The sequence below is a fragment of the Salmonella enterica subsp. arizonae genome (genome assembly GCF_008692845.1).
GTDB lineage: Bacteria > Pseudomonadota > Gammaproteobacteria > Enterobacterales > Enterobacteriaceae > Salmonella > Salmonella arizonae.
Genome location: NZ_VXJW01000014.1, coordinates 40,395 through 56,037 on the forward strand (window position 1 = coordinate 40,395; position 15,643 = coordinate 56,037).

Sequence of the window (15,643 nt, forward strand, 5' to 3'; positions counted from 1 at the left end):
CGCTCCCGCGCTTAATCGTCGCCTTTGAGTTTTTTGCGTTCGACATACAGCGTCGCGGCTTCACGAACGAAAGCAGCGCATATCTTTGCCTGATAGCGTGATTCCAGATCGTCCGCGATGGCCATCAGCTCTTCTTTTGTGGAGCGATAGGGACGCAGGGCGTTGTAGATTTCCAGGATGCGATCGTCGGGTACGGCGGTTAACTCTGCCGCACGTTCGAAGTTCATCGCGAGGCGATCGCGCCCGGCATCTTTAGCGATAGCCGCCTGAATACGCAGTGTTTCTGGCGTAATTCGCATATCCTGGGCGGTGACGTTGTCGCTCAGTACGTTTTCCAGCGTGAAATCATCCAGCGTTTTATTGGTGGCGGTTTTGACCCATTCCGGATGTTTATTTGCCAGCGGATAATCGCTGACTTTCGCCGTGTGCGTTGACGTTCCCACGGCGGCCGACACAGAGGTTTGCCCCTGCAGGCTATTCATGCGGCTTAACACGTCCCGAACCATCGATTCAATTGCTTCGGTATTCATGGAGGTATCCTTTTTTAAAGCGCCACGCGCAGTTCTTGCGGGTTTTTACCCGTCACAACGTATTTCGTTTCTTTAATGTGCAAAATGGCCGATTTTGCCTGATATTTCGGCCGAGCCATTTGATCGTTCAGCGTTGGGACTGGCTGTGGTGATTCGCGTTTTGCGTAGCGCGCGGCGTTCTTACCAATCTGGCGATAGGTCTCCAGCGTCAGAAGCGGCGCCTGTGGAAACAGCTCCAGGTTAGAAAGCGGCGGCAGGCCTTGCTGATGAATCACCGTTGTACCCTTTGACTGAATGCCGATAGAAATACCAGACCCGCTCAGTCGGTTGCCCTCAACGGCTACAAAGGCGACATCGGAAGATTTAAAACAGCGAATGACACGCGCTTTGATACCTTCTTCTTCAATTCCGGCAATGACTTCACGCAGAATGCTTTTATGCGGTAATCCGACAATATTGACGGTCTGTGACAGGCCAAACGCTGGTCCAACGGCAATGACGACTTCATCCTGCTGCGTTCCCTGTTTCGCTTCGCCAATCTCCGTCAGAAAACTTTCTCCGCCAGGTGCTGCTTTCTGCGCAACGGCGGTTGCTGAGGGGGCATGAAACGAAACCGGCGTGTCGCTGGTTTGCATTTCTGACAGTACGTCTTCGATTATCTGACGCAGCAGCTTTTCATTAATTTCCATTTTTCACCCCTTAGCCAAGTTCGTTGGGATCGAGTGCGCCAGGGATATTTTTAATCTCTTCCCAGCGTTCGCCTTGCAGGCGATAACCTGTTGCCGGTCCGGCATAATCATTAACGTCGTTCACCGCCGAGAGCACTTGTCCACTGCCGACGATAATGGCGGAAGTATGCAGGTAGTCTCCGGTCAGCTTGGCTTTCTGAATGTTGAGCATGTCCTGAGCGACATCCGGGAAGCCGCCTTTGGCAAGCGCTTTCACCACTTCCAGACCGTTACGGTTTTTGTTGATGATGTCCTGCGCGAACTTAATATCTTCAACGATGTTGCGTTCAGGCATATCTTTCGAACCGTGAGCGTAAGTTGCGGCCTCAACCTCTTCATCGGTGATCGGCGGCAACCCCATACCGGCAAAGACGGCCTGTAGCGCGCGGGCGGCTTTATTGCGGATAGCGATAACGTCTTCTTCGCGAACCGGGCGCAGACCGCCGTCGACTTTCAGGTCGCGTTGAATGACGTTGTAATCGTCAAAGTCTTCGGCATCTTCATTAGAGCCGGCGAACATGTTGTCGTAGTTCGGTACCGCGGAATAGCCGGAGGAAATAAAGTCGGTCCCCGGCAGAAACTGCATCAGCAGGCGCGCAGTACGGCGCATATCCGAGTGCGTGAAGGTCTGATCGTTGCTGGAGGCGCATTCCAGATCTAACGACGAGCAGATTAAGTTTTCCGCCAATACGGCGCGGATGCCTGACGGTACCGCGGACGGTACGCCAATACAGCTGACCGATCCGTTTTGCAGCCCCTGAACGCCAGCCGCTTTGGTGATGTAAATGCAGCGCGCTTCCAGATAAAGCATGGATTTGCCTTCGGCATAGCCCATCTGCACTTCTGAGCCGGAGCCGGAGGTAAAGCGCATTTTCAGGCCACGAGAGGCGTAAGAAGAGGCCAAAAAGCCTTTCGACCACGGCGTATCATCGCCATCGGTAAAGACCGGTTCAGTACCGTAAACGGAAATTGTTTCGGCGTAGCAGGTATGGCCCAGCATCCCGAGTTTGAGCTCGGTGGCTTCTTCCAGCGAACACTGGGTCAGTACGCCGGGACGACCCACCTGTGAGCCGACAAGAAGGGCAATAGCGTTGAACGGCGCATAACGCGCTACTGCTACCGTGGTCTCCTGTTCATCAAATCCACGCCATGCGCCTTCGGCGGCATCCGCAGCTATCTGTACCGGATTATCTTTGACGTTGGTGACGTGCGCCTGCTGAGATGGTGTGCGACGAGCGCGCATTTTTTGCATCGCCATCATCATCTCAACCACATTCATCTGCGAGACGACTTCGACAATTTTTGCCGGCGTCATGGCGGTAGTGAGTGGAACAATGTCGCTGCGTTTCACATTAGGGTCACACAGCATATTGGCGAGCTTTACGGAGTCCATCGCCATAACTTCTTCCGCCCGCGCCAGATTGATGCCGTAACGGGCAATAAAGTGGTCAATCAGGTCAAAATCACTCACCGGTTTACCGTCTAACTCCGTGACGGCGCCGTTAACGATTTTGATAGACGGTTTTGGGTCGTTCGGGCTTTCCATTGCAATGAAGCCTTCTTCGATCCACTCCTTAACGAAACCGTCCTGGTTTACAGGGCGTTTCGCCAGCGCTTCAAATCTTTTCGATCTCATGAATCAGCCTCACGGATATCAGATATAGGACGGGCGATCGTTTTTCGGTTCGTCACCGAGAGTCGCAAGGACGGTTTTGCCAATTTCACGAGCGGAGATCACGGCCTGACGCACTGCGCCGGAATCACCGGAAATGACCAGAATCGCTTCGTTGCTAAAGCTGGTGCCGTGTGCCGGAGAGCTATACGCTACGACGTCAACGTTGGCGGATTTCAACGCGGTATCAGCCATCAGTACGCCGACGGAAGCAGGGGCGCCGACAATTACGCCGCAGGCGCGTCCAACCGGCGCGCCAAAGGCTTTTTCAAGCGCATAGCTGGCGCGTGCGGTATATTGCAGCTCAATGTGTCCAGCTTCATTGGCGTAAACATCGCCGAAGGTACGGTCGAGCTCTTTCAGTGCGACTTCGATCCCGCGTTTTACGTCGGAAACGTCGTTTCCGCCTAAAATGATCAGCGAGCCGTGACCCGCGCCGCCATTGGTATCGCGGGGTAGCTCAATACTGACCACCTCAGTGTTAGTCGCTTTGACCGCTTCATCCGCGGCCATAATATGGGGGCCTGCGCCAGTACGGGCGCCAAGAATACCGATGGAGCGGTAGCATTTTTCGAGTTTCATCGCCTCTAACAAGGCGCTGTCTACATTGGCGATCACCAGACCGATGGTGTCGCCAATCGCGGTACCGACGAATTCCGTTAAACTGCAGCTTTTTTCTGCCATAGCTGTCTCTCGTTTGGGATGGGGGGTATCAGAACTAACCGTTTTTTCCGGCGTCGCCACACGGGCAATCACTTGCGCCATGATCTGTTCCACCAGTTCATTGCTACTCATGGGTTAATTCCTTTTGGTAAGATTTTTTCTACATCGGTATGTGGGCGTGGGATAACGTGTACGGCTTTTACGTCTCCTACATTTCGGGCGGCTGCCGCGCCAGCGTCGGTAGCCGCTTTTACCGCGCCGACGTCGCCGCGAACGATAACCGTCACCAGCCCTGAGCCAATTTTTTCGTAGCCGACCAACATCACATTGGCTGATTTCACCATTGCGTCTGCGGCCTCTATGGCGGCAGTTAAGCCTTTGGTTTCTACCATTCCTAACGCTTCTTGTTGCATAAAGACCTCGCCTGGGTTTTCCCGATAGTGATGACTATAAGAAGATGCGAGGAAAAAGAATGGCTGACTTGCTGTTGAGCATCAGAAAATAATGGAGGAGCAATATGACTAAATTGCTTTTTGTTTTTATAACCTATTGATAATTAATGTTTAATATATTCTTATTTATATGATTATTTTGCTTTCGTTATTTCATTTTTACATTTTTGTTAGTGACGTAAGTATTTTTATTTGATATGGCGAAGGACGCAAAATGTGATGCTTATTCGAAATTGATAAGTTGGCTTGCGCAATATTTTATTATTTTCACAGGCGTATTTTATAGCTCAAATTTCCCGTATGACGGGCTGCTAAAAATATCGGGAAAGCAAAATTTTGCTATCGCAACACGATTTTTCAGGGAGACAGGTCCGCAGGTTGCCAACAATTTACAGGCGGCATTTTTTATAGTGAGGTTAGCTGTACTCTACCGCCAGCCGAAACTTGCGCTGGTCAGGACACGAACTTTGCTCAGAAGGTGTCACATGAATGATTCTCTAAAAGCGCAATGCGGTGCGGAATTTTTAGGCACCGGACTCTTTTTGTTTTTTGGTATCGGTTGTTTGAGCGCGCTCAAAGTCGCAGGCGCCAGCCTTGGATTATGGGAGATTTGCATTATTTGGGGGCTTGGGATTTCACTGGCCGTTTACCTTACGGCCGGGATCTCCGGCGGACATCTTAATCCTGCGGTGACGATCGCGCTGTGGCTGTTTGCCTGCTTTCCCAGGCAGAAAGTATTGCCTTATATTATTGCCCAAGTTGCCGGCGCTTTTGGCGGCGCTCTGCTGGCGTATGTGCTTTATAGTAGCCTTTTTACTGAATTTGAGACTGCGCATCATATGGTGCGCGGTAGCGTTGAAAGTTTGCAATTAGCCAGTATTTTCAGTACCTATCCGGCCGCAGCGCTAAATGTATTGCAGGCGGCGTTGGTGGAAGTGGTAATTACGTCGATTCTGATGGGCATGATCATGGCATTGACGGATGATGGCAATGGCGTTCCTAAAGGGCCGCTTGCGCCTTTGCTTATTGGGATACTGGTTGCCGTTATCGGTGCGTCTACCGGGCCTCTTACCGGTTTTGCAATGAACCCGGCGCGTGATTTCGGCCCTAAGCTGTTCACATGGTTAGCGGGGTGGGGGAACATGGCGATGAGCGGTGGGCGAGAGAGCCCTTACTTTATCGTGCCGATTGTCGCGCCTGTTATCGGCGCCTGTGCCGGAGCGGCCATATATCGCTATTTTATTGGTAAGAATTTACCTTGTAATCGCTGTAAACCGGAAGAAAATGCGAACCAGATTCACAGCAATGATGTATCGTAAAAACAGGTGAGATAATTTCGTGATCTGCTTTCACGAACTGATCAAAACGTCTCCCTGCAATGGGAGACTTTTGGTATTGTCATTGTACTTTTTATCAGGGCCAGGATAATGGTAATAAAAAGTGAATGTAAATAATGTGTTTTGTTTATAACAATAAATTAACTGAGGGGTTTTATCATGATTTCTGCGAGCGCTCTGAACTCAGAACTCATTAATAAAATCGCACAGGATTTTGCACAAGCCACCGGTCTGGCGGTTGTGGTTGTCAATATTCATGGTGATGAAATATCTGAGCTATTCAATTTCACGCCGTTTTGTCAGTTGATGCGGCAACATCCCCAGCATAGTACACGTTGTCGTATGAGCGATCGCTGCGGGGGACTGGAGGCATCGAAGTCCGATCAACCCTGTATTTATCGTTGTCATGCTGGGCTAACGGATTTTTCTATTCCGCTGGTAATTGCAGGGCATTTAGTTGGCTTTGTTTTATGCGGACAGGTTCGATTAAGTAATGACGTGGAGCTAGTAGACATTCTTAATGTCGACGATCGCTGGCAGGCTGACCCTGAGCTGTTGAATGAATTTCGGAATGTGCCAGAGATGGACTATTCACGAGTTATCGCCTCCGCCGATCTGCTTAAACTGATTGTTGAGAATTGCCTGAAAAAACAACTCAATTTTGTGGTTATCAAAGACAATCCGCAGCAATCGGAGGCAAATAAAACCGCTCGTGGCCCCAGTCCGCATGACAGTAAAATGAAAAAAGCGCTTCGCTATATTGATGCGCATTTGTCCGACGATCTTCGTCTGGAAGATGTCGCCTCACATGTCTATCTCAGCCCCTATTACTTCAGCAAGTTATTCAAGAAATATCAGGGGATCGGGTTTAATGCATGGGTGAACCGCCAAAGAATGGTTAGCGCCAGAGAATTGCTTTGCCATAGTGGCTGGAGTATTGCCAGTATTGCGCGTAATTTAGGCTTTTCGCAAACCAGCTATTTTTGCAAAGTCTTCCGCCAGACCTATCAGATTACACCGCAGGCTTACCGCCAGCAGATAAATGAGAGTTCTCGCCCTCCATCGATATAAATAGCAATATTTTGCTATTGCCGATTTTTGATAGTGTTTGTATCTGAATCATTTCAGAAAGAAAATGTATCTGGTGTGACAATAAATTGTCATAGCGCAACAAAATAATAAAAATTAGGGCATAAACTGCACCAGTTTTTATTTTTGTGATGAGGTACAGTGTTGGGAAAGATAACTTTTATTACGCTTTGTCGACACGTTCTATCGTCAATATACCGATATAGGGTGAGTAGATTAAAGTCAGATGAGCAGCCGCTCAGGTTATTGCTCATTAAAATGTAAAACATAGCACATTATAAATTGCTGTTATGGGTGTGCCGTACAGCCATAACGTAAACCAACAGGTTTACCACATTTGTGGTAGGGAAGGGGGTTAAAATCCCCCGCAGCCCCCGCTGCTGTGATGCTGACGACCCCGTAAAAACCACTGATCGCAAGATTGGGAAGGACGGGCGAGGATGACGCTAAGCCAGAAGACCTGCCTGTCGGTGATAACCAACAACTTCGGTGGGAAGTGGGTTGCGAAGACGCGTACAGTCGAAAGACTGAACATGTGCGTACCTGTATACCCCTACCACCCTGAACAGGATCAGGGTAATGGCGGCAAGGCATCACGCATTTATTCTTGCAGGCACAGGAAGCGGTTGCGGCAAAACCACGGTAACGCTTGGTTTGCTGAGGCTGCTGCAAAAACGCGCGCTGCGCGTACAGCCGTTTAAAGTCGGACCAGATTACCTTGATACCGGCTGGCATACCGCTATCTGCGGTGTGGCGTCCCGTAATCTTGATAGTTTCATGCTTCCTCCTCCTGTTCTCAATGCATTATTTTGCGAACAAATGCGGCAGGCGGATATCGCTGTCATTGAGGGAGTAATGGGGCTGTACGACGGCTATGGCGTCGATCCCAATTATTGCAGCACAGCCGCAATGGCGAAACAGTTGGGTTGCCCGGTTATACTGCTGGTGGATGGTAAAGCCGTTTCAACGTCGCTTGCTGCTACCGTCATGGGGTTTCAGCAATTCGACCCTACCCTCAACCTCGCCGGCGTGATTGTGAATCGCGTTAATAGCGAAGCCCACTATCAGCTTCTTAAAAATGCCATTGAGCATTATTGCTCACTGCCGGTACTGGGCTATGTCCCTCCTTGCGATGGCGTCGCATTACCTGAACGGCACCTGGGATTGATTACCGCCAAAGAATCCTTTGTCAATCAGCAATCGTGGCATGAATTCGCCGTCACGCTGGAACAGACACTGGATGTGGATGCGTTACTCTCGCTGAGCCTGTTATCAGCGCTTCCGGCGGGAATATGGCCTGAACGCCCTGGTCAGACGGCGGGGGCAGGGCTGACGCTTGCTCTGGCGGATGATGAAGCCTTTAACTTTTATTACCCCGATAACATCGATTTGCTGGAACGTACTGGCGTTGAGATCGTGCGCTTTAGCCCACTGCATGACCGCGTATTGCCTGACTGTCAGATGATCTGGCTGGGCGGTGGATATCCTGAATTATACGCCGCGGATCTGGCGGCAAATACGATGATGTTAAAACATTTGCGAGCTGCGCATCAGCGCGGCGCGGCGATTTATGCGGAGTGTGGCGGTCTGATGTATCTGGGGAGCACCCTGGAGGATAGCGGCGGAGAAATTCATCAGATGGCGGATATTATCCCCGGCCACAGCAAAATGGGTAAGCGACTTACCCGCTTTGGTTACTGTGAAGCGCGGGCTATGCAGCCAACGCTATTGGCGGCGCCTGGTGAGATAGTGCGCGGCCATGAATTTCACTACTCAGATTTTATCCCCGAAACGCCCGCCGTTATGGCCTGTCGTAAGGTTCGCGATGGCCGCGTGTTACAAGAATGGACCGGTGGTTGGCGGAAAGGCAACACGTTTGCCAGCTACCTGCATGTCCATTTCGCCCAGCGTCCGGAAATGTTGCAGCACTGGCTGGCGGCGGCGAGGCGCGTATCATGACGATCCTTGCCTGGTGTATCGCCTGGGTGCTGGATTTTATCATCGGCGACCCTCAACACTGGCCCCATCCGGTACGCTGGATAGGCCGTTTAATCACGTTTGTGCAGCACATTGTGCGTCGCTATTGTCACAGCGACAAAGCGCTGCGGATTGGCGGCGGCGTAATGTGGATTGTGGTTGTCGGGGCGACCTGGGGCATGGCATGGGGCGTACTGGCGCTGGCGCAGCGGATTCATCCCTGGTTTGGCTGGTGCGTCGACGTCTGGATGATCTTTACTGTGCTCGCCGGTCGCTCTCTGGCCCGCGCCGCACAGGATGTTGAACGGCCGTTACGGGAGGGCGACCTTGCGGAAAGCCGAATGAAACTCTCCTGGATCGTCGGGCGCGATACGTCGCAACTTCAGCCTGAGCAGATCAATCGCGCCGTGGTGGAAACGGTTGCAGAAAACACCGTTGACGGCATTATCGCGCCGCTCTTTTTCCTCCTTCTCGGCGGCGCGCCGCTGGCGATGGCCTACAAAGCCGTCAATACCCTGGATTCGATGGTGGGCTACAAACATGAACAGTACCGGGCAATAGGTATGGTTAGCGCCCGCATGGACGACGTAGCGAACTACCTTCCCGCCCGTCTGAGCTGGCTGTTGCTGGGCATTGCAGCAGGACTTTGTCGCCTGAGTGGTTGGCGTGCGCTGCGTATTGGCTGGCGTGACCGTTATAGCCATAGTAGCCCAAATTGCGCCTGGTCGGAAGCGTGTGTGGCTGGCGCCTTAGGTATCCAGCTAGGGGGCCCAAATAGCTACTTTGGCGAGCGTGTGGACAAACCCTGGATCGGCGACGCGCAGCGCAATATTTCCGTAGACGATATTTCCAGAACGATTCGATTGATGTGGGTCGCTTCAACCCTGGCGCTGGCGCTGTTTATTGCGGCGCGGTGTTGGTTATCTGGCGCGGCCTGAGGACGACAGTATGCATTATATCCAGCACCCCCAAACCATTGAGGCCAACAGTTTCGCCATTATTGGCGACATTATTTGCGAAACGCGTCCTGATTATCGTTTTGTCAGTCCGCTCCATGAGGCCATTATCAAGCGGGTTATTCATACCACCGCCGATTTCGACTGGCTGGACATTTTGTGGTTCTCTGCCGATGCGCTGGAGCAGCTTTGTGATGCGCTACGCCATTCATGCATTATTTATACCGATACCACGATGGCGCTGTCCGGCATTAATAAAAGATTGCTGGCGACGTTTGGCGGCGAGTGTCGTTGTTATATCAGCGATCCGCGCGTGGTGCGCGCCGCAAAAACGCAGGGGATTACCCGCTCAATGGCCGCCGTCGATATCGCTATTGCCGAGGAGGAGAAAAACAAGCTCTTTGTTTTCGGTAATGCACCGACAGCCCTGTTCCGTTTGCTTGAACATAACGTGACGGTGAGCGGCGTGGTGGGCGTACCGGTAGGCTTTGTCGGCGCGGCAGAGTCCAAAGAGGCGCTCACCCATAGCCATTTCCCGGCGATTGCCGCGTTAGGGCGTAAAGGCGGCAGTAACGTGGCTGCTGCTATCGTCAATGCGCTGCTTTATCACCTCCGGGAGGCCTGATGAGCGAGCTTTCCTTTGACGCGCCGGTCTGGCACCACGGTAAAGCGTTACGTAAAGGATATACCACCGGTTCCTGCGCGACGGCGGCGGCAAAAGTCGCCGCGCTGATGGTATTGCGTCAACATCTGATTCATCAGGTCTCCATCGTTACGCCGTCGGGTGTCACGCTATGTCTGAACGTGGAGTCGCCGCATATTGAAGGCCAGCAGGCGATAGCCGCAATTCGTAAAGATGGCGGCGATGACGTGGATGCCACGCACGGGATGTTGATTTTTGCCCGCGTTACGCTCAACGACAGCGGTGAGATTACGCTCACTGGCGGCGAAGGTATCGGTACGGTAACGCGTAAAGGGGTCGGACTGCCGCTCGGGAGCGCCGCCATCAATCGTACGCCGCGCCATACCATTGAGTCTGCGGTGCGCGAAGCGATAGGCCCGGCGCGTGGGGCCGATGTGGAGATTTTTGCCCCGGAAGGCGAAGCGCGGGCGCAAAAAACGTATAACTCGCGGCTTGGCATTCTTGGCGGCATTTCCATTATTGGCACTACCGGCATTGTGACGCCGATGTCGGAAGAAAGCTGGAAACGTTCGCTGTCGCTGGAACTGGAGATCAAACGGGCGTCAGGATTAATGCGGGTGATACTCGTGCCGGGCAACCACGGCGAACGGTTTGTTCGTGAACAAATGGGCGTCGACACACAGGCGGTCGTCACCATGAGCAATTTTGTCGGCTACATGATTGAAGAGGCGGTACGGTTGGGATTTCGCCAGATAGTGCTGGTGGGCCATCCTGGCAAATTGATCAAAATCGCCGCCGGGATCTTTCATACCCATAGCCATATTGCCGATGCGCGGATGGAAACGCTGGTCGCGCATTTAGCTCTACTGGGCGCGCCGCTGGAGTTACTCACCCTGGTCGGTGATTGCGACACCACCGAAGCGGCAATGGAGCACATTGAAGCATATGGCTTCGGGCATATCTATAACCATCTTGCCAAACGTATTTGCTGGCGAGTCATGCAGATGCTGCGCTTTACCAAAACGCCGCCTGTCTGCGACGCCATCCTGTTTTCTTTTGATAACCATATTCTCGGCAGTAATCGTCCCGTCGATGAGATTGCTAAGGAACTGCAATGCTAACGGTCGTGGGAATGGGACCCGCCGGACGGCATCTGATGACGCCTGCGGCGCTGGAAGCGATAGACCATGCCGATGCGCTGGCGGGCGGTAAACGCCATTTGGCGCAGTTTCCGACGTTTGGCGGCGAACGATTTACGCTGGGCGCGGATATTGGCGCGTTATTGTTCTGGATTGCCGCCCGTCGGGATAAAGGGATCGTGGTGCTGGCCTCCGGCGATCCGCTGTTTTATGGCATCGGTACACGCATGGTGGCGCATTTTGGTATCGAACAGGTTCGCATTATCCCTGGTATCAGCGCCGTACAGTATCTGTGCGCGCAGGCTGGAATTGATATGAATGACATGTGGTTGACCAGTAGCCACGGTCGTTGCGTCAGCTTCGGGCAGCTGGCGAGCCATCGCAAAGTGGCGATGGTCACGGATGCTCGCTGCGGGCCGCGGGAAATCGCGCGGGAACTGGTCGCGCGCGGTAAAGGGCATCGCTTAATGGTGATTGGTGAAAATCTGGCGATGGAAAATGAGCGGATCCACTGGCTACCTGTCAGTGCGGTCAACGCCGACTATGAAATGAATGCAGTGGTGATCCTGGATGAAAGATGAGCTTTTTCTGCGCGGCGAGAACGTGCCGATGACCAAAGAGGCGGTACGGGCGCTGGCACTGTCGAAACTTGAGCTCCACCGCGCCAGTCACCTGATTGACGTCGGGGCGGGAACGGGAAGCGTCTCAATTGAAGCGGCGCTGCAATTTCCTTCGTTGCAGGTGACAGCTATCGAGCGTAATCCCGCCGCGCTACGGTTGCTTGATGAGAATCGCCAGCGTTTTGCCTGCGGCAATATCGATATTCTCCCCGGCGAAGCACCCATGACCATAACCGGGAAAGCCGATGCGGTGTTTATGGGCGGCAGCGGCGGACATCTGACGGCGCTGATTGACTGGGCGATGGGCCATCTGCATCCCGGTGGCCGTCTGGTGATGACCTTTATCTTGCAGGAAAACCTCCATAGCGCGCTGGTGCATCTTGCGCGCATCGGCGCATGTCGAATGGACTGTGTACAGCTTCAGCTTTCATCGTTAACGCCGCTGGGGGCGGGGCACTATTTCAAACCTAACAACCCAGTTTTTGTTATCGCCTGTCAGAAGGAAGAAAACCATGTCTGAGACATTTGATCCCCGCTGTGTGTGGTTCGTCGGCGCCGGGCCGGGCGATCGCGAGCTGATCACGCTTAAAGGATACCGCCTGCTGCAACAAGCGCAGGTGGTTATCTATGCCGGTTCGCTGATCAATACCGAACTGCTGGATTACTGCCCCGCGCAGGCAGAACGCTACGACAGCGCCGAACTGCATCTTGAGCAGATTATCGAGCTGATGGCGGCGGGCGTGAAAGCGGGAAAAACGGTGGTGCGTTTGCAAACGGGCGATGTCTCGCTGTACGGCTCCGTACGTGAGCAAGGCGAGGAGTTAACCCGCCGTGGTATCGACTGGCAGGTAGTGCCTGGCGTCAGCGCGTTTCTCGGCGCGGCGGCGGAGCTGGGTGTGGAATATACCGTACCGGAAGTATCGCAAAGTCTCATTATTACCCGTCTGGAAGGGCGTACGCCAGTACCGGCGCGCGAACAACTGGAGGCTTTCGCCAGCCACCAGACGTCAATGGCGATTTATCTCTCCGTTCAGCGTATTCACCGGGTGGCCGAACGTCTCATTGCAGGCGGTTATCCGGCAACTACGCCTGTCGTGGTCATCTATAAGGCTACCTGGCCGGAAAGTCAGACCGTTCGCGGCACATTAGCGGATATTAGCGACAAAGTCCGTGATGCTGGCATCCGTAAGACGGCGCTAATCCTGGTCGGGAATTTTCTCGGTAAGGAGTATCACTACTCAAGACTCTATGCCGCGGACTTTAGCCATGAATACCGTAAAGCCTGAATCCATTGCGTTGTTTTGCCTGACGCCCGGCGGCGTGGCGCTGGCAAAGAGACTCGCCGCGATGCTGCCGTTAACCTGCTTTACCAGTGAAAAACTGCGGGAAGAGGGATTTATTCCCTTCGATGGCGGATTCGCTAATACCGCGCGGCAGGCTTTTACCACTTATACCGCGCTCATTTTTATCGGCGCGACCGGTATTGCCGTTCGTGTCCTGGCGCCGTTAGTGAACGACAAGTTCAGCGATCCGGCGGTGGTCGTCATTGATGAACGTGGTCAACATGTCATTAGCCTGCTTTCCGGTCATGCGGGCGGGGCTAATGCCTTGACGCGCTACCTGGCTGGAATGTTAGGCGCCGATCCGGTGATTACCACGGCAACGGATGTCAATGAGATGTCCGCGTTGGACACCTTAGCTTTCCAGCTTAACGCCCGCATGACCGATCTTCGAACGGCGGTAAAAACCGTTAACCAGATGTTGGTCAGTCATCAACGTGTGGGGTTATGGTGGGATGCCGAACTGACGGAAGAGATCGGCCAGTGCGATATTCGCGGTTTTATCCCTGTTGATGATTTGCAGCGGTTGCCCGAACTGGATGCGCTTATCTGCGTCTCTTTGCGTAATGACCTCCCTGAGCTTTCCGTACTGCACTGGAAACTGGTACCCCAGCGCGTGGTGGCGGGAATTGGCTGTCGCCGCGATACGCCATTTCCCCTGTTAGCGACATTACTGGCGCGCCAGCTTGAAGCGCAAAAACTCGATCCGCTGGCGTTAAAAGCGATTGGCAGCGTCACGCTCAAAAAAGGGGAGCCGGGGCTTATTCAGCTCGCCTCCTGCTGCCGCGTGCCTTTTAAAACCTTTACCGCCGAAGCGTTGCGTGAATTCGAACACCATTTTCCCGGTTCTGGCTTCGTCAGAAAAACGGTGGGCGTCGGCAGTGTATCCGGCCCGGCAGCATGGTTATTAAGCCAGGGACAATTGTTAGGCGAGACCCTGCGAGAACAGGGCGTCACTATTACTTTAGGAGTTGCACACTGATGTTGAGCGTAATTGGTATTGGCCCCGGTTCGCAGGCAATGATGACGATGGAGGCTATCGACGCGCTTCAGGCGGCGGAAATCGTCGTGGGCTACAAAACCTATACCCATCTGGTTAAAGCATTTACCGGCGACAAACAGGTGATCAAGACCGGCATGTGTAAGGAAATTGAACGCTGCCAGGCGGCTATTGAACTGGCGCAGGCCGGGCATAACGTAGCGCTCATCAGCAGCGGCGATGCGGGAATTTACGGCATGGCGGGTCTGGTGCTGGAACTGGTCGGCAAGCAAAAACTGGACGTCGAGGTGCGGCTCATTCCTGGCATGACCGCCAGCATCGCCGCCGCCTCTTTACTGGGCGCGCCGCTGATGCATGACTTCTGCCATATCAGCCTCAGCGACCTGCTGACCCCGTGGCCGGTTATTGAAAAACGCATCGTTGCCGCTGGGGAAGCCGACTTTGTTATCTGTTTTTACAACCCGCGCAGCCGCGGGCGCGAAGGGCATCTGGCGCGCGCGTTTGACCTGCTTGCCGCCAGTAAAAGCGCGCAAACGCCGGTTGGCGTGGTGAAATCCGCCGGACGTAAGAAAGAAGAAAAATGGCTGGCTACGCTCGGCGATATGGATTTTGAACCAGTGGATATGACCAGCCTGGTCATCGTCGGTAATAAAACGACCTATGTTCAGGATGGGCTGATGATCACGCCGCGAGGTTACACGCTGTGAATGAGGGGGCGGTGCTGGTAGTGGGCGGTACCAGCGATGCGCGCGCGTTATGCCGACAACTGGACGCGGCGAATGTCGCATACACCTTATCCGTTGCGACCGCGGCCGGAAAACAACTGGCTGGCGACATCAAAGGGCAGGTGCGCTGCGGCCGACTGGAATACGGACAGATGGTCGCCTGGCTAAAAGAAAACCGCACTCGCTGGGTAATAGATGCATCGCATCCTTATGCGGAAATGGTCAGCTATAACCTCCTTCGCGCCTGTGAAACGGCGGGCGTGTTGTTAAGCCGTTATCAGCGTCCGGATCAGCTTAGCAATCTGACGCATCCGCTTCTCTATACGGCGCGCAGTATTGCCGATGCCTGCGAAATAGCGAGGCGTTTTGGTCCGCGCGTGTTACTGACGACCGGCAGTAAAGATCTGGCCGTCTGGCGTGCCGGGCTGGCGGAAAAAACGTTGCTGGCGCGCGTACTGCCCGTGGCGGAGGTGATTCAACATTGCAGCGAACTGGGGTTCGGCGTCGGAGAAATTTTCGCTCTGTGCGGGCCGTTCAGCGCGGATTTCAACACCGCGTTTTACCACCAGTGCCGGGCCGACGTGGTCATTACCAAAGCGTCCGGCGCGGAGGGGGGATTTCAGGAAAAAGTCCGGCCCTGTCTGGATGCGGGCATTCCCTGCATCGTTATTGCGCGCCCGACGCCGCTTGTGACGGGTGATGAATTACTGGAAAGCCAGGCCGCCTTTGCACAGCGTTTATCGCGCTGGCTGGCCGCAGCTAAGGAGTAAAA

General features: G+C 53.6%; 17 protein-coding genes and 1 riboswitch. Of the genes, 12 read left to right on the forward strand and 5 right to left on the reverse strand.

Features of this window, described 5'->3' with window-relative positions:
- Positions 1-11 precede the first annotated feature (11 nt).
- From pduE to pduA, 5 genes are read right to left on the reverse strand one after another with little or no spacing between them, the layout of a single operon-like run.
- Positions 12-530 (reverse strand): propanediol dehydratase small subunit PduE, encoded by a 519-nt coding sequence (gene pduE, locus F4V61_RS19520; protein WP_001090816.1) that lies wholly within the window; start codon positions 528-530, stop codon positions 12-14.
- 14 nt (positions 531-544) lie between these two features.
- On the reverse strand, positions 545-1,219 hold the full coding sequence (pduD, locus tag F4V61_RS19525; protein ID WP_000405057.1) for a propanediol dehydratase medium subunit PduD: 675 nt from the start codon (positions 1,217-1,219) through the stop codon (positions 545-547).
- A gap of 10 nt (positions 1,220-1,229) precedes the next feature.
- Positions 1,230-2,894: a propanediol dehydratase large subunit PduC gene (gene pduC, locus F4V61_RS19530; protein WP_001256883.1), complete on the reverse strand. Its 1,665-nt coding sequence runs from the start codon at positions 2,892-2,894 to the stop codon at positions 1,230-1,232.
- Between the two features lie 18 nt (positions 2,895-2,912).
- A complete protein-coding gene (pduB, locus tag F4V61_RS19535) occupies positions 2,913-3,725 on the reverse strand; it encodes a propanediol utilization microcompartment protein PduB (protein ID WP_080161269.1) in 813 nt (270 codons plus the stop codon).
- Positions 3,722-4,006: a propanediol utilization microcompartment protein PduA gene (pduA, locus tag F4V61_RS19540; RefSeq protein ID WP_001183617.1), complete on the reverse strand. Its 285-nt coding sequence runs from the start codon at positions 4,004-4,006 to the stop codon at positions 3,722-3,724. Before pduA ends, pduB begins: the two co-directional genes overlap by 4 nt.
- Positions 4,007-4,530: 524 nt before the next feature.
- Here pduA and pduF point away from each other — a divergent pair.
- From pduF to F4V61_RS19600, 12 genes are all read left to right on the forward strand, one after another.
- Positions 4,531-5,364, forward strand: a complete 834-nt coding sequence (gene pduF, locus F4V61_RS19545) for a propanediol diffusion facilitator PduF (RefSeq protein WP_079828178.1) — start codon at positions 4,531-4,533, stop codon at positions 5,362-5,364.
- Positions 5,365-5,541: 177 nt separating this feature from the next.
- A complete protein-coding gene (pocR, locus tag F4V61_RS19550; RefSeq protein ID WP_000622322.1) occupies positions 5,542-6,453 on the forward strand; it encodes a transcriptional regulator PocR in 912 nt (303 codons plus the stop codon).
- Between the two features lie 325 nt (positions 6,454-6,778).
- Positions 6,779-6,953: riboswitch (cobalamin riboswitch) on the forward strand.
- Positions 6,954-7,050: 97 nt separating this feature from the next.
- The gene (locus tag F4V61_RS19555) at positions 7,051-8,430 is read left to right on the forward strand and encodes a cobyrinate a,c-diamide synthase (RefSeq protein ID WP_079832709.1); all 1,380 of its coding nucleotides are present in this window, start codon (positions 7,051-7,053) and stop codon (positions 8,428-8,430) included.
- The gene (cbiB, locus tag F4V61_RS19560) at positions 8,427-9,386 is read left to right on the forward strand and encodes an adenosylcobinamide-phosphate synthase CbiB (protein ID WP_038395607.1); all 960 of its coding nucleotides are present in this window, start codon (positions 8,427-8,429) and stop codon (positions 9,384-9,386) included. The genes F4V61_RS19555 and cbiB overlap by 4 nt, the downstream gene beginning before the upstream one ends.
- Positions 9,387-9,396: 10 nt before the next feature.
- On the forward strand, positions 9,397-10,029 hold the full coding sequence (locus F4V61_RS19565; RefSeq protein WP_080161268.1) for a cobalt-precorrin-8 methylmutase: 633 nt from the start codon (positions 9,397-9,399) through the stop codon (positions 10,027-10,029).
- A complete protein-coding gene (gene cbiD, locus F4V61_RS19570; protein ID WP_001292913.1) occupies positions 10,029-11,168 on the forward strand; it encodes a cobalt-precorrin-5B (C(1))-methyltransferase CbiD in 1,140 nt (379 codons plus the stop codon). The genes F4V61_RS19565 and cbiD overlap by 1 nt, the downstream gene beginning before the upstream one ends.
- The gene (locus tag F4V61_RS19575; protein ID WP_080161267.1) at positions 11,162-11,767 is read left to right on the forward strand and encodes a cobalt-precorrin-7 (C(5))-methyltransferase; all 606 of its coding nucleotides are present in this window, start codon (positions 11,162-11,164) and stop codon (positions 11,765-11,767) included. The genes cbiD and F4V61_RS19575 overlap by 7 nt, the downstream gene beginning before the upstream one ends.
- Positions 11,757-12,326, forward strand: a complete 570-nt coding sequence (locus F4V61_RS19580) for a decarboxylating cobalt-precorrin-6B (C(15))-methyltransferase (RefSeq protein ID WP_000650992.1) — start codon at positions 11,757-11,759, stop codon at positions 12,324-12,326. The genes F4V61_RS19575 and F4V61_RS19580 overlap by 11 nt, the downstream gene beginning before the upstream one ends.
- Positions 12,319-13,092: a cobalt-precorrin-4 methyltransferase gene (locus F4V61_RS19585; RefSeq protein ID WP_000004871.1), complete on the forward strand. Its 774-nt coding sequence runs from the start codon at positions 12,319-12,321 to the stop codon at positions 13,090-13,092. Before F4V61_RS19580 ends, F4V61_RS19585 begins: the two co-directional genes overlap by 8 nt.
- Entirely contained in the window at positions 13,073-14,128 is a 1,056-nt protein-coding gene (cbiG, locus tag F4V61_RS19590) for a cobalt-precorrin 5A hydrolase (RefSeq protein ID WP_001098924.1), read from the forward strand. The genes F4V61_RS19585 and cbiG overlap by 20 nt, the downstream gene beginning before the upstream one ends.
- Positions 14,128-14,853, forward strand: coding sequence for a precorrin-3B C(17)-methyltransferase (locus F4V61_RS19595; protein WP_079799024.1), 726 nt, complete (start codon positions 14,128-14,130; stop codon positions 14,851-14,853). The genes cbiG and F4V61_RS19595 overlap by 1 nt, the downstream gene beginning before the upstream one ends.
- Positions 14,850-15,641, forward strand: coding sequence for a cobalt-precorrin-6A reductase (locus tag F4V61_RS19600; protein ID WP_080161266.1), 792 nt, complete (start codon positions 14,850-14,852; stop codon positions 15,639-15,641). Before F4V61_RS19595 ends, F4V61_RS19600 begins: the two co-directional genes overlap by 4 nt.
- The last annotated feature ends 2 nt before the right edge of the window (positions 15,642-15,643 follow it).

What these genes read in the sequence shown, in the direction of transcription:
- cbiB (WP_038395607.1), top strand. Translation starts at nt 8,427, where the DNA reads ATGACGATCCTTGCCTGGTGTATCGCCTGGGTGCTGGATTTTATCATC.
- pduF (WP_079828178.1), top strand. Translation starts at nt 4,531, where the DNA reads ATGAATGATTCTCTAAAAGCGCAATGCGGTGCGGAATTTTTAGGCACC.
- F4V61_RS19575 (WP_080161267.1), top strand. Translation starts at nt 11,162, where the DNA reads ATGCTAACGGTCGTGGGAATGGGACCCGCCGGACGGCATCTGATGACG.
- cbiD (WP_001292913.1), top strand. Translation starts at nt 10,029, where the DNA reads ATGAGCGAGCTTTCCTTTGACGCGCCGGTCTGGCACCACGGTAAAGCG.
- pduB (WP_080161269.1), bottom strand. Translation starts at nt 3,725, where the DNA reads ATGAGTAGCAATGAACTGGTGGAACAGATCATGGCGCAAGTGATTGCC.
- pduA (WP_001183617.1), bottom strand. Translation starts at nt 4,006, where the DNA reads ATGCAACAAGAAGCGTTAGGAATGGTAGAAACCAAAGGCTTAACTGCC.
- F4V61_RS19565 (WP_080161268.1), top strand. Translation starts at nt 9,397, where the DNA reads ATGCATTATATCCAGCACCCCCAAACCATTGAGGCCAACAGTTTCGCC.
- pduE (WP_001090816.1), bottom strand. Translation starts at nt 530, where the DNA reads ATGAATACCGAAGCAATTGAATCGATGGTTCGGGACGTGTTAAGCCGC.
- F4V61_RS19555 (WP_079832709.1), top strand. Translation starts at nt 7,051, where the DNA reads ATGGCGGCAAGGCATCACGCATTTATTCTTGCAGGCACAGGAAGCGGT.
- pduD (WP_000405057.1), bottom strand. Translation starts at nt 1,219, where the DNA reads ATGGAAATTAATGAAAAGCTGCTGCGTCAGATAATCGAAGACGTACTG.
- F4V61_RS19585 (WP_000004871.1), top strand. Translation starts at nt 12,319, where the DNA reads ATGTCTGAGACATTTGATCCCCGCTGTGTGTGGTTCGTCGGCGCCGGG.
- pocR (WP_000622322.1), top strand. Translation starts at nt 5,542, where the DNA reads ATGATTTCTGCGAGCGCTCTGAACTCAGAACTCATTAATAAAATCGCA.
- F4V61_RS19595 (WP_079799024.1), top strand. Translation starts at nt 14,128, where the DNA reads ATGTTGAGCGTAATTGGTATTGGCCCCGGTTCGCAGGCAATGATGACG.
- pduC (WP_001256883.1), bottom strand. Translation starts at nt 2,894, where the DNA reads ATGAGATCGAAAAGATTTGAAGCGCTGGCGAAACGCCCTGTAAACCAG.
- F4V61_RS19580 (WP_000650992.1), top strand. Translation starts at nt 11,757, where the DNA reads ATGAAAGATGAGCTTTTTCTGCGCGGCGAGAACGTGCCGATGACCAAA.
- cbiG (WP_001098924.1), top strand. Translation starts at nt 13,073, where the DNA reads ATGAATACCGTAAAGCCTGAATCCATTGCGTTGTTTTGCCTGACGCCC.